The organism is Pseudoalteromonas sp. M58 (assembly GCF_042604605.1).
Lineage (GTDB): Bacteria > Pseudomonadota > Gammaproteobacteria > Enterobacterales > Alteromonadaceae > Pseudoalteromonas > Pseudoalteromonas tetraodonis.
In genome coordinates this window covers 986,213-998,699 of the sequence record NZ_CP152390.1, presented here as the reverse complement: position 1 = coordinate 998,699, position 12,487 = coordinate 986,213, and the positions used below count along the sequence as shown (strand labels likewise).

Genomic DNA, 12,487 nt, shown 5'->3' with positions numbered 1-12,487 from the left:
ATATGTTAACCATATCATCTTAATATATATAAATATTTGTACTTATACAGCGGTAAAATAGAGTGAAAAAACTAACAAAAGAGCAAATTTATAAACGCTTAAATAACGAAGAAGATGCTCGCGCGTGTAAGGCCATTGACGATAACGCATGCCAAGAAGTCCCCGGTAATTTTATTACTTTACTGCTAAGCCAACTGTTTAGTAAGTTTGCTGATGCGCTACTCAATCCCAAAATAACGCTGCCGTGGTTAATGCAAAGCTTAAACGTGCCAGCGAGTTTTATTGCTTGGCTAGTACCTATTAGAGAGTCGGGTTCACTGCTGCCACAGTTAGCTATTGCTGGCTTTATCCGCCAATTGCCTATTCGTAAATGGGTGTGGGTTATTGGCGCTATTGTGCAGTCTTTATGTATTTTGGCTATGGTTGGTGTCGCATTTACACTTGAGGGCAAGCTTGCGGGTTACGCCATTATTGGTTTATTAATTTTATTTAGCTTAGCTAGAGGGTTTAACTCGGTGGCCGCAAAAGATGTGCTTGGAAAAGTTATTCCTAAGCAACAGCGCGGTAATATTAGTGGCTTAGCTGCCAGTATTGCCGGTTTTGCCACCTTAACGTTTGGCTTGCTCATGTGGTTTTTTTCACAACAAAAAGATCAAAACACCGTCATTATAGCCTTAGCACTCGGTGCAATAATGTGGGTGATCGCGGCTTTTTTTTACAGCCAAATAAATGAATATAAAGGGGCAACCGATGGCGGTGAAAATGGCTTGCTGCATGCGTTTTCTAAACTTAAGCTGCTTTATAAAGATAAACAATTTGCCCATTTTGTTGTTACCCGTGCACTACTTTTATGCTCAGCTCTAAGTGCCCCTTTTTATATAGTTTTAGCCAGTAAACAGTCTTTTGAATTTTCTCTGCTTGCCACTTTTATTGCCGTTTCTGGCTTTGCTAGTTTAGTCTCGGCGCCTATTTGGGGCAGGCTCAGTGATTTATCTAGCCAGCGTGTTTTAGTGCTTAGCGCTATATTAGTCACATTTAATGGCTTAGCCGTATTTGTTATTGCCACTTGGTATAGCGCACTACTGCTAAATTGGTGGGTTATGCCTATATTGTATTTTTTACTCTCAGTTGCACACCAAGGCGTGCGTTTAGGGCGAAAAACTTACCTTGTTGATATGGCTGAGGGCAATAAACGCACCGATTATGTATCGGTAAGTAACACGGTAATTGGGGTGTTATTACTACTTCTGGGTAGTATAGGTTTACTCGAGGCTTTTTTATCAACCGCTGAGCTAATTTTACTTTACAGTACCCTTGGTTTTTTAGGTGCTATAAGTGCATTCTTTTTACCACAAACCGAATAATAGGTTACCCACATTGCTTTATAACTGTGGGCGCTTTAGTGCAAATTTGTCTTTCGTGGTACTAAAATAATCGCCGCCCATTTTACCCACCGCATCTAAACGCGTTGGATCAATATATCCGTTCACTAAAACGGTGTCGTCGAGGAAAATACCCACTACATCTAACAGCATCATTTGCCCACCGCTTGGCTCATCTGAAATAGTAATCACCTCTCGCAACTTACATTCGTAGCGTACTTTTGACGCAACAACACTTGGTACACTGACTAATTGGCTGGGGGTACGCTGTATATTTGCAGCATCAAATTCACTCACGTCACGTGGATAATTAGCGCAGCTTTGGTTCATTTGATCAACAAGCGAATGGCTAACAATATTAACTACGCACTCTTTGGTAGCGAGTAAATTATTTAACGTATCTTTATTTGCATTATCCCGAGGGTTTACCTGCGTTACGCTTAAAACCGGCGGGTTACAACTAGCAACAGTAAAAAACGAATAAGGCGCAATATTAGCAACCCCCTCCTCACTTAACGTGCTTACCCACGCAATCGGTCTTGGGCTTATACCGCCCACTAAGTAGCTATAAACAGAGTGATTGCTATTATCGGTTAAATCTAAAAACATGGTTTCTCACTTTTAATCTTAAAAAACTAAATCGGAAAATCGCTACGCTGCGTACAAGTTAAATAATTACTTCATAGCATTTTTAAATAATACATTGAATCCATGCGCATAAAAATAAACATAGTCTGGTTTAAACGTGACTTACGCCTAAGCGATCATCAGCCTTTAAAAAATGCGTTTAGTAACGGCCTGCCTACCCTCTTAATTTATAATTTCGAACCTTTACTGCTTAACGATGCGCATTACAACGAGCGGCATTGGCGCTTTGTATATCAATCTATTTGCGACTTAAACACTCAGTTGGATCGCTTTAACAGCCGCGTATATATATTTAATGAAGATATGCAAACCTTGCTTGAATCGCTTCACTCGCAGTTTGAAATCACAAACCTCTTTAGCCACCAAGAAATAGGGCTAAACAATACCTTTGAGCGTGACATAGCAATTAAAGCCTGGTGCCAACACCATCACATTAACTGGTTAGAGTCGCCAACGGGGGCTGTGATACGTGGCAAAAGAAATCGCAGTAATTGGAACGAGCGCTGGCAACAAACCATGCAAGCACCTATTGCTATACCTAATTGGAAGCAAATAAAACCACTTACTCTTACTGATTATCAAGCACCTATACTGCCGAGCGCCTACACGCAAGATAATGAACATTTTCAGCACGGGGGCCCTCGACTTGCCCGTGAAGTAATGCAAAGCTTTTTTGCTGAACGCGGTAAGAGTTATCAAAAAGGAATATCCAGCCCAAGCTTAAGCCGTACGCATTGCTCTAGGTTATCGCCCTATTTAGCGTGGGGAAATATCAGCCTGAGGCAAGTGTATCAAATGGCGATTGACGCATACCATAGCACTTCTGCTGATAAAAAAGGCTGGAAGCGCCCACTTGCCGCGTTTGTATCGCGCTTGCATTGGCATTGCCATTTTATGCAAAAGTTTGAAAGCGAATGCACCATGGAATTTAAAGCGCTAAATCCGGGTTACCATGCATTTCCGTATCGTGATGACGCCCAGGTTACTAGCGATATTGAACGCTGGGCACAGGGGCAAACTGGTATTCCTATTATTGATGCCTGCATGCGCTGTTTAAAAGCCACCGGTTATATTAATTTTAGAATGCGCGCTATGCTAGTTAGCTTTGTAACGCATCATTTAAACATCAGCTGGCAACAAGCAAGTTTTCCGCTGGCTAATTACTTTTTAGACTTTGAACCGGGAATTCATTACCCACAAATTCAAATGCAAGCCTCTGTCACCGGTATTAATACTATTCGTCATTACAACCCAATAAAGCAATCGGAGGATCAAGACCCAACCGGTGCGTTTATAAAAAAATGGTGCCCTGAACTTGAAAAGCTCCCCATTGAATATTTACATCAACCTTGGGAGCAAACGCCCATGGAAGCGCTATTTAACGACTTTAAACTAGGTGAAGACTACCCTGAGCCGATGCTTGATTTAACCACCGCCTCAAAAGAAGCCCGCGAACGGCTATGGCAATACCGAGAGCGGCCCGATGTAAAACGCGCCATAGGTAAAATTCTTAAAAAACACGTAGCTCCGACTCAAAAAATCACCCGTGTAAAACGCAAAACTCGCAGTAACAGCAATAAAGAGAACACCTAATTATGGCGCACAAAAAACTTAACTTACCGCAAAAAATTTGCCCAGTATGCAATAAGCCGTTTGCGTGGCGTAAAAAGTGGCAACGAGATTGGGATAACGTTATTTATTGCTCAGAGCGGTGCAAACGCAGCAAATAGCCGCTTATAAAAACCAATACACGCATATTCGCTTTAATCTCACTTTATATCTTACATAGCTGTTATAGTGGTTAACGTTTCAACTTGTTATTCAATGCAAGTTAACACTCTACCCTCTGCCTGCTCAACATTCATTACACCTAGCACAGCTAATTAAAAGAACACCCTTTACCAAGCCTTATTTTACAGCCATGGCGTGAGCTTGCCTGTAAAACCCCTCTTTGTTTGTTAGCGATGTAGCATTATTCGTTTATAAACTCAGCATACTTTAATCAAGGATATAGCATGAGTGAATTAACTATTGGCGTAATTGGAACATCACGTAAAACAGATGAAAGACGCTACCCTATTCATCCTGCGCATTTAATGCGTATACCTGAAAAACTCAGAAAAAATATGATTTTTGAGCAAGGTTATGGCGCGGCATTTAATATGAGCGACGAAGAAATTGCAGCACTGACAGGCGGCATTGCCACCCGCAGTGATATTTTAACCCAATTAGGCACCGTCATTATTGCCAAACCAGTGCTTGCTGATTTACAAGAACTTAAAGAAGGCGGCACAATTTGGGGCTATGTACATTGCGTACAACAACAAGCAATTACCCAAGCTGCCCTTGATAGAAAGCTTACTCTTATTGCCTTTGAAGACATGTTTGTATGGTCACCACAGGGGAATGTGGGCCGTCATACTTTTTATAAAAACAATGAAATGGCTGGTTATTGTGCGGTGTTACATGCTCTGCAACTAAAAGGCATTGATGGCCATTACGGTAATCAACGTAAAACCATTATTTTTAGCTTTGGCGCTGTTAGCCGAGGTGCTATTTATGCATTAAAAGCTCATGGTTTTAGAGATATTACAATTTGTATACAGCGCCCCGATCATGAAGTGCGTGAAGAAGTACTTGATTGTCATTATGTTAAAGTACGCCCAGGCATTGAAGGCGAAGCTCGTATGATAGTGGTTGAGCACGATGGGTCGCAGCGCCCGCTTACTGAGCTTATTAGCGAAGCTGACATTATTGTTAATGGCACCTACCAAGAAACCGCAAACCCCGTCAATTTTGTGATTGAATCTGAAGCCGATTGCTTAAAACCCAATAGCCTTATAATAGATGTAAGTTGTGATGAAGGAATGGGATTCTTTTTTGCAAAGCCAACAACATTTAAACACCCAATGTTTAGCTATAAAACCACGGATTATTACGCGGTTGATCATACCCCTAGCTACTTATGGGAAAGTGCAACGCGCTCTATTTCTGCCGCGCTCATTGTATACTTGCCAACTGTTTTAGCCGGCCCAGAGCAATGGCAAAAAGACGAAACCATTCGCCGCGCTATCAATATTGAACACGGAATAATTAAAAACAACGCTATTTTAGCGTTTCAAAACCGTGAAAGCGCCCCGCCTTATCACCTGCAAATAGCTGACATAACCTAAATTCGGGATAATAAATAATCCCAAACGTAACGTGAACCTTGTTTATTCAATTATTTGGCTTCTATTTTGCAACTATCTATGTAAATAACGCTTTTTAGCTGTTTTACCGTGTAGTGTTTACAACGTATTGTAAACACTACACGGTATGACTAATTAACCTAAAAAGCCTACCCCCTCAACAAGGAGAACATAATGACGATTAAAAAATCTGCAAGTTCAACATGGTCTGGTGATATTAAAAAAGGGAAAGGTTATATCTCAACGCAAAGTGGCGCATTAGATAACCAGCCGTATGGGTTTAATACCCGCTTTGAAGATAAGCCAGGATCAAACCCTGAGGAATTAGTGGGTGCAGCACATAGTGCCTGTTTTGGTATGGCTTTATCGCTGGCACTTGGTGAAGCGGGCTTTACCGCTGAGAACATAAACACCGAAGCAGTGGTTAGTTTAGATGAAGTGGATGATGGCTTTGCCGTGACGCACATTGCCCTTGAAGTAAATGCAACCATTGCAGATATTTCAAATGAGCAATTTCAAGCATTGTGCGAACAAACCAAAAAAGGCTGCCCTATCTCAAAATTATTAAATACTGAGATTTCGCTTAACGCCACACTTAAGTAAATACCGAGTGTATTAAGCTAGGCGCAAAGCGCTTAAAGCTCATGAAAAGTAAGGTTATGCGCATGTAAAAAAGCCATAACCTTATTGCTACTTTTTCATTAATCATAGAAATAAAGGCACTGTTTAATCGCAGTGAGTTACAAAAAGGTTAAACAAAAACAGTTAAATAGATTATGTAAAATATCAATACTTTGTTAGGATTAAGGGCAGGCTTAACCACACCTTATTTTGTAGGTTAAAACAAAGGGTACGATGAATGAATGATAAATCACTAAATTGCGAAAAAGTATCTTGTAGCAATTGCGTTGATTCGAATGAACTAGATTTTGACTTTACCATGGCATTTCAGCCTATTGTAAATTGTCAAAATAATACTATTTTTGGATATGAAGCACTTGTCCGTGGTTTAAATAATGAATCGGCCTACTCTATTATTTCTCGTGTTAACGATACTAACCGCTATACGTTTGATCAGTTATGCAGAATTAAAGCGATTGCACTTGCATCAAAGCTAGGTGTAGATTCGATGCTTAGTATTAACTTTTTACCAAACGCTATCTACAAGCCAGAGCGTTGTATTCGTACCACCCTAGAAGCCGCTAAAAAGTATAACTTCCCTACAACAAATATTATGTTTGAATTTACAGAAGTCGAAAAAATAGAAGACAGCGCACATGTAAAACGTGTTGTGAGCTATTACCAAGAATTAGGCTTTAAAACAGCCACCGATGACTTTGGTTCAGGCTATTCTGGATTAAACCTATTAGCCGATTTTCAAACTGATATTATCAAGCTTGATATGGCGCTGATCAGAGATATCGACAAAGATAAAAATCGCCAGGCAATCGTAACTCACTGTTTAAACATGTTTAGCGCGCTAAATGTTACAGCTCTGGCTGAAGGCATTGAAACCGTTGAAGAATATCAGTGGTTAAAACACGCAGGTATTGAGCTAATGCAAGGTTACTTATTTGCAAAACCAGGGTTTGAATGCTTGCCAGAAGTTGATTTTCAATAGCACACCGTTGCTATAAAAAAACCGCCGTTACGGCGGTTTTTTCGTATTAGATATAGGTTATATATCCAAAATTACATATTCCCCAGCTCTATCATCATTGCGGTATACATACGTAAATTAAGTGCTAATTGCTCAAGGGTAATAAACTCATGTTCTGAGTGCCCGGTGTAGCGTTTGCCCGGCATAGATGGGCCAAACGACACGGCATTATCAAATAGCTTGGCATTTGTACCGCCCCCTATTGAAACAAAATCAGCGTTTTTATCACCCGTATAATGCTTAAAAATATCAAGTAGCTTTTGCGCATGGGGTGCGCTATCTAAAAGCATGGGCGTACCAATGGTGGTTTTAATGTTAGCTAACGTAACCTGATTAGCCGTTTGCCAATTAGCAAGCGCAGTATCAATTTGTTGTTTAAGTAACGTCTCATCTTTACCAACCGGACGGCGAGCATTGACCGCTAAAGTAAGCGCATTACCCTCACGTTCAATAACCGTAGGCGCTACGGTCATTGGCCCCATAAAGTCATGTTCATAAGCAATTTCGCCAAACTGTTTACCGTGAATATCTAAACCAATAAGCTGATTAACAAAATCAATGAGCTGGCCATCACTATTGTTTTCAAGCTCAACGTTTTTAAATATTTCAGCTAAATAAGCAATGGCGTTAACGCCTGATTCCGGTTCAGATGAGTGAGCCGACATGCCTTTAACACTTATGGCCAGCGCGTTATTTTGCTCTGTAAAATTAAATTCAACTTGCTTAAGTGTGTTAGCTTTTGCTTTTAATTGATTAATTAATGTTTCGTTGGCGTTATGTAGTAATAGGCTGGCATCTTCAGGGATTTGACTGGCAAATGCGCCGCCGGTTACATCACTGACATACACACCTGTTTGTGGTGATGTTGCATCAAATGTTGGCGCAATTAAGCTCCAGCCTTTTTCAGCAACCACTACTGGGTATGAGGCATCAATGGTTACCGCATACTTTGGTTGCTGATAAGTTTTCATAAACTCAGTTAACGGCCCCCAGTCAGACTCCTCCGCTAGGTAAATCATTAATTCAATACGGTTATCAAGCGCTATGCCTTTATCTTTTATCGCCTTCATGGCGTACATTGCAGTCGCAATAGCGCCTTTGTCGTCTTCGGTACCACGGCCAATTAATTTATCCGGCTCTGAGGTGTCAATAATAAAAGGGCTTTGCTTCCATTTGCTGGCATTAGCAGGTTGTACATCGCCATGAGTTACTATGGTTACCTTATCAGTTTGTTGCCCCATACCAATAAGTACGGTGTAACCTAAATCTTGATAATCAAAACCAAGCTCAGCCGCTTTCATTTTTAGTAACGCTTTAAAGCCAATAAAGTCGGGATTTTGTGGTGCGCTAACATCACTTTTATTAACCGTTGGAAAAGACACCAAATTTGTGAGTGTATGTACTTGCGCACTTTGGTAGGTATTTACAGCGTAATCAGCCACGCTGTCATTAATTTTATTTAATTGTGCATGAGTATTAAAGGCCAATAAAGCGATACTAGCTAAAGCTAACTTTTTCAAAACAAATCCCATTTAATTAACAACCAAGAACCATAATTATAACGCCCTTGTTTAATAACAAACAACGCTTTGCGACAGAGCGTAAAACCGCCACTATATTTATCTAACAGCTTTACTAAAGATGCCTGTATAATGCGCACCTTAAAATTACGGGGTTAATCATGAATCGCAGAAAAAAGATCATTACAAAGTTTAATAACAAAGATAAGCGCGCAAATGCAAAATTACATAAAAGTAATAAACCTGCTTATGTGTCTAAAGCTGAACGTGAAAAATTAGCATTACTGGCTCAAGAACAGCTAACAGAGTCTATAAACGATGAAACATGTTTATAAATCAATAAAAACAAAAGCTTGGAACAAAAGTAAAATAAAAGTTAATAAATAGTTGCAAGTTGAACGCCTAACTGTAATATTGAACATTCAGCAGCAATGCTGAAACACACCAATAATCACTTAGGAGGCATAAATGAACAAACTATTTATTATCACTCCTAGTGCTCCTCAAGAATGTTCTGTCGACTATCATTTAAGTGAATGGTTCGACGAATAAAAAAACCTGAATAATTTAAAAGCAATAATGCCTCGCAGTAGGAAGGCTTCTATGTAATTAAAATTCAGGTAACAATAATGAAAAGAAAACTCTCAATTCTTAATGGATCACTAGCCGCGTGCATGTTTTTTTCGTTTGCAAGTAATGCTTGTTTAACAAACGAGGTTGAATCAAACGACACTGAAAGCAATGCAAATTCCCCACTTTGTAGTAATACCGCCGTTGCAGGCTCGTTGAGTCGAAATGATACTGATTGGTTTAGATTCGAACTAACGCAAACCGGACCTATTGAAGTTAATCTTGATCATCATACTCGTGATGACTTTGACTGGGCATTATATCAAGAAACGGGGTCGGCCCTAGCCGAAGGGGCGACCAGTAATGTGCCAGAAACAGGCAGTTATAACGCGCAATCAACGGGTACTTATTATGTAAAAGTAACGCGTTACTCGGGTACAGGTTGGTACGATCTAACAGTCAATTTTGGTGAAGGTAGTAACACCGGTGGCGGAAGTGGTAACGATGATTGTGGCTATAGTTCTCGCCCTGCAAAACCAGGTTCATTACAAGCATATTTACAAGGTGGCAGTGCTGATTCATGCAGCACATTAACAGCTGATCAAGGTGCTGTATTACTGATGGGTGGTGGCAGCGATGTTGATCAAGCATTTAGTAATCGCGTTGCCAACCATGTTGGCAGCGGTGCCGATGTTGTTGTGCTTAGAACCTCAGGTACTGACGCCTACAACGATTATTTACTGAACTTAATGAATGCCGACTCAGTAGAAACACTGATCATTGATACTCGCAACAAAGCGAATGATGACTATGTTGACTGGGCTATCCGCAGTGCTGAATTTGTATGGATTGCAGGCGGTGACCAATCTGATTATCTTAATCAATGGCAAGGTACAAAAGTACAAACCGCTGTGCAACACGTTTTTGATAAGGGCGGTGTCGTTGGCGGAACGTCTGCAGGCATGGCATTAATGGCAAACAGCGTGTACGACCCAGATGGCGTTGCTGGTGCAGTATCCGATGAAGTAGTCACTGACTTTTGCCATGAGACACTTAACTTCAGCAGTCGCTTTATTAATGTGCCTGTATTAAACAACAGCTTAACCGATACGCACTTCCAAGAACGTGACAGAATGGGGCGCGCCATCGTGTCTTTAGGCCATCACAGCAATCAGTACTTTTCTATTGCAGCCAGTGAGGCAACCTCACTGTTCATCGATGCCTCTGGTACAGGTGTTGTTGACGGCAGCAATGAAGTTTACATCTTTAAAGAAACGGCTAATACGCAAAGAGTGACATTGCAATGTGGCAGTGCTGTTAACTATCAAAATATTAATAGAGTAAAGCTACTACCTGGTGATAATTACAATGTGGTTAGCCACGCTCATAATGGTATGCAACTAGACGTGAGCATTAATGGTAATAACAACAACTTCTACTCCCCTATCAATCCTTATTAATCCCCCAGTTAAGAGCCCTTTGGGCTCTTTTTTAACTGTCGCAAAAATAATAACTAAATAAACAAAAACCTGATAATTACCTATTCGTTTTATATTCAAGCCACTTTGAAGCCAAAGGGTTAAAATAATGCGTATAACGGATCGCTACATAGCCAACCACAGCGCTTGCTACTAGCAGCTCAAATATCGCTAAGTAATGTATTTGATTTATAAACTGCATATCCACGTTCATCGTTAGCATCCAATCCGCGAGTTTAAATAACGCTGTAGCACCAATGACCATGGGAAAGGTAAATGCAGCAAACCCTGGGCAAAACCTGCGGCGTAGTAATTTAAAAAATGCCGTATAAATAATGAGTGTCATTAGTAAGGCAATACCAAATAATCCCCCAATGATCACTGGTGACGGTTGGGTCACCACAGTGAAATACCCCGCTAACGATAAACTTGCTGGCGCCGCTAAAATAGCCAGTGTAGGCTGTGCTGCATCAGGAATTTGCTCAGCAAATATTATCCGGTAAATCATTATCGGCAACATAACTGCGTACATTAACATGCCAAAATAAAGTGCCCCTTGTGCTAAAAATAGCAGTGCTGGGTTACCCGAGAACGCGACATCGGCAACAATAATCCCCACCGGTGGTACAAACCAACTTGGCACCATGTGTTCAATTTTAAATTCACGAACACGATGAATAATAAAGCTCAGTAAAAATCCCAAATGCAATAAAAATGCGCCTACCCAAAGCACATCCCCTGCTAATGGATTAACGTGCCCTAACGAATTAGATACCACCAACGTTGCCATAGCAAAAGTAGGCACCACACTGCCTACGACAGGGTGCGCTAAGTCGGCTTTTAGTAATTGCGGGTGCAGTAAAAATTTTAAGCCAAGTATTAATAATAATACGCTTGCAATTGCCGCCCCAGTGTATTGCGCTGCGCCATTTACATTGAACATATTTTCCCAAGCCCAACCAAGGCTGGCTATGCCTAATGCTAATCCGCCCATTGGGGTAGGTGCGGTTATTACTTTGGCTTTTATATAATTAAACATGTTTATACTCCACTCTCACTGTTTATCTTATAAAGAAGTTTAACCTTGCATTTTGTTTAGTTAAATCTAATTATATAGAACACACGTTCAGAAAAACTAAACACCAAGCTCATGAATATTTCTCTTAAACAACTTAAAGTGTTTGTAGGTATTACCCAGCATACAACGCTTAGCGCAGCCTCAGAGCGACTTTACTTGTCTAAAGCGGCACTCAGTATGTCTCTTAGCGAGCTTGAAAAACAATTAGGCCATCCACTGTTTGATCGGGTAAATCATCGCTTAATTTTAAATCAAGAAGGGCAAAAATTACTGCCCTTGGCAGATGAATTACTGCACAGAGCAAATGATATTAATACGCTTTTTTCGTCCCACGCAAAAGCCAGCGGCACGTTAAAAATAGGTGCCAGCGATACCATTGGTAATCATGTGTTACCCTCTATACTCAGTGGATTTCGCCAACAACAGCAGCATTATTCTCAGCAGGTTTTTATTTCAAATTCTGAGCTTATTTGTCAAAAACTGCGCGACTTTGAACTCGACATTGCATTAATAGAAGGCCATGCCCAGCAAAGTGACTTAGTCTCAACCGTGTTTAGTCAAGACACCATGTGCATAATTACGCCGCCATCCCACCCTTTAGCTAAAAAACCACAGCTTAGTTTTAATGACTTAGCAAACAGTCAATGGGTATTAAGAGAGACCGGCTCTGGCTCACGCTCATTCTTTTTACAAAACCTTGCTACGCATATCGATAATTGGAGCCAAAGCTTTGAGCTCAATACCACAGAGGCATTGATCAACAGCGTTGCAGAAGGGTTAGGACTGGGATGTTTATCGTCACTCGCGGCACAGTACGCTTTAAACGATGGCCGCGTTACGCAGCTTAACTTAAACCACTCCATGCAAAGACAGTTTTGGTTAGTGATGCATAAAGACAAATACAAAAATCCGCTGCTAACGCAGTTTATAGATTTTTGTCACAAGCAGAATTAAAAAATT

12 protein-coding genes are annotated in these 12,487 nt (G+C 40.6%); 9 read left to right on the top strand and 3 right to left on the bottom strand.

The genetic code is table 11. From position 1 onward, the window contains the following. Positions 1 to 62: 62 nt before the first annotated feature. Positions 63 to 1,364, top strand: a complete 1,302-nt coding sequence (locus AAGD16_RS04650) for an MFS transporter (protein ID WP_013464428.1) — start codon at positions 63 to 65, stop codon at positions 1,362 to 1,364. A gap of 18 nt (positions 1,365 to 1,382) precedes the next feature. On the opposite strand, the gene AAGD16_RS04645 is transcribed toward AAGD16_RS04650, so the two are convergent. Then, a complete protein-coding gene (locus AAGD16_RS04645; RefSeq protein WP_377113953.1) occupies positions 1,383 to 1,991 on the bottom strand; it encodes a flavin reductase family protein in 609 nt (202 codons plus the stop codon). A 102-nt stretch (positions 1,992 to 2,093) separates the two neighbouring features. Here AAGD16_RS04645 and AAGD16_RS04640 point away from each other — a divergent pair, with 102 nt between their 5' ends. The 5 genes from AAGD16_RS04640 to AAGD16_RS04620 all read left to right on the top strand — a co-directional run bounded on the left by AAGD16_RS04640 (position 2,094) and on the right by AAGD16_RS04620 (position 6,842). Then, positions 2,094 to 3,623 (top strand): cryptochrome/deoxyribodipyrimidine photo-lyase family protein, encoded by a 1,530-nt coding sequence (locus AAGD16_RS04640; protein ID WP_058154343.1) that lies wholly within the window; start codon positions 2,094 to 2,096, stop codon positions 3,621 to 3,623. Between the two features lie 2 nt (positions 3,624 to 3,625). Beyond that, a complete protein-coding gene (locus AAGD16_RS04635; RefSeq protein WP_010391223.1) occupies positions 3,626 to 3,760 on the top strand; it encodes a DUF2256 domain-containing protein in 135 nt (44 codons plus the stop codon). A gap of 285 nt (positions 3,761 to 4,045) precedes the next feature. Further along, positions 4,046 to 5,203: a N(5)-(carboxyethyl)ornithine synthase gene (locus AAGD16_RS04630; protein ID WP_064663139.1), complete on the top strand. Its 1,158-nt coding sequence runs from the start codon at positions 4,046 to 4,048 to the stop codon at positions 5,201 to 5,203. 192 nt (positions 5,204 to 5,395) lie between these two features. After that, a complete protein-coding gene (locus tag AAGD16_RS04625) occupies positions 5,396 to 5,824 on the top strand; it encodes an OsmC family protein (protein WP_013464424.1) in 429 nt (142 codons plus the stop codon). 256 nt (positions 5,825 to 6,080) lie between these two features. Beyond that, on the top strand, positions 6,081 to 6,842 hold the full coding sequence (locus AAGD16_RS04620; protein ID WP_058154340.1) for an EAL domain-containing protein: 762 nt from the start codon (positions 6,081 to 6,083) through the stop codon (positions 6,840 to 6,842). Positions 6,843 to 6,913: 71 nt separating this feature from the next. Here the strand turns inward: AAGD16_RS04620 and AAGD16_RS04615 are convergent, their stop codons facing one another. Then, entirely contained in the window at positions 6,914 to 8,401 is a 1,488-nt protein-coding gene (locus AAGD16_RS04615) for a dipeptidase (protein WP_041695847.1), read from the bottom strand. A 161-nt stretch (positions 8,402 to 8,562) separates the two neighbouring features. Here AAGD16_RS04615 and AAGD16_RS04610 point away from each other — a divergent pair, with 161 nt between their 5' ends. After that, positions 8,563 to 8,736 (top strand): DUF2986 domain-containing protein, encoded by a 174-nt coding sequence (locus tag AAGD16_RS04610; RefSeq protein WP_064663140.1) that lies wholly within the window; start codon positions 8,563 to 8,565, stop codon positions 8,734 to 8,736. A gap of 294 nt (positions 8,737 to 9,030) precedes the next feature. Next, positions 9,031 to 10,431, top strand: coding sequence for a pre-peptidase C-terminal domain-containing protein (locus AAGD16_RS04605; protein WP_377113945.1), 1,401 nt, complete (start codon positions 9,031 to 9,033; stop codon positions 10,429 to 10,431). A 76-nt stretch (positions 10,432 to 10,507) separates the two neighbouring features. Here the strand turns inward: AAGD16_RS04605 and AAGD16_RS04600 are convergent, their stop codons facing one another. Beyond that, positions 10,508 to 11,488 carry a TDT family transporter gene (locus tag AAGD16_RS04600; RefSeq protein ID WP_377113942.1) on the bottom strand — a complete coding sequence of 327 codons (981 nt, stop codon included), beginning with the start codon at positions 11,486 to 11,488 and terminating at the stop codon, positions 10,508 to 10,510. 111 nt (positions 11,489 to 11,599) lie between these two features. On the opposite strand from AAGD16_RS04600, the gene AAGD16_RS04595 reads away from it, so the two are divergent. After that, positions 11,600 to 12,481 (top strand): LysR family transcriptional regulator, encoded by an 882-nt coding sequence (locus AAGD16_RS04595; protein WP_368485423.1) that lies wholly within the window; start codon positions 11,600 to 11,602, stop codon positions 12,479 to 12,481. The last annotated feature ends 6 nt before the right edge of the window (positions 12,482 to 12,487 follow it).

Coding starts and splice junctions, on each gene's coding strand:
- AAGD16_RS04645 (WP_377113953.1), bottom strand. CDS start 1,991: ATGTTTTTAGATTTAACCGATAATAGCAATCACTCTGTTTATAGCTAC.
- AAGD16_RS04595 (WP_368485423.1), top strand. CDS start 11,600: ATGAATATTTCTCTTAAACAACTTAAAGTGTTTGTAGGTATTACCCAG.
- AAGD16_RS04600 (WP_377113942.1), bottom strand. CDS start 11,488: ATGTTTAATTATATAAAAGCCAAAGTAATAACCGCACCTACCCCAATG.
- AAGD16_RS04630 (WP_064663139.1), top strand. CDS start 4,046: ATGAGTGAATTAACTATTGGCGTAATTGGAACATCACGTAAAACAGAT.
- AAGD16_RS04640 (WP_058154343.1), top strand. CDS start 2,094: ATGCGCATAAAAATAAACATAGTCTGGTTTAAACGTGACTTACGCCTA.
- AAGD16_RS04625 (WP_013464424.1), top strand. CDS start 5,396: ATGACGATTAAAAAATCTGCAAGTTCAACATGGTCTGGTGATATTAAA.
- AAGD16_RS04605 (WP_377113945.1), top strand. CDS start 9,031: ATGAAAAGAAAACTCTCAATTCTTAATGGATCACTAGCCGCGTGCATG.
- AAGD16_RS04620 (WP_058154340.1), top strand. CDS start 6,081: ATGAATGATAAATCACTAAATTGCGAAAAAGTATCTTGTAGCAATTGC.
- AAGD16_RS04610 (WP_064663140.1), top strand. CDS start 8,563: ATGAATCGCAGAAAAAAGATCATTACAAAGTTTAATAACAAAGATAAG.
- AAGD16_RS04635 (WP_010391223.1), top strand. CDS start 3,626: ATGGCGCACAAAAAACTTAACTTACCGCAAAAAATTTGCCCAGTATGC.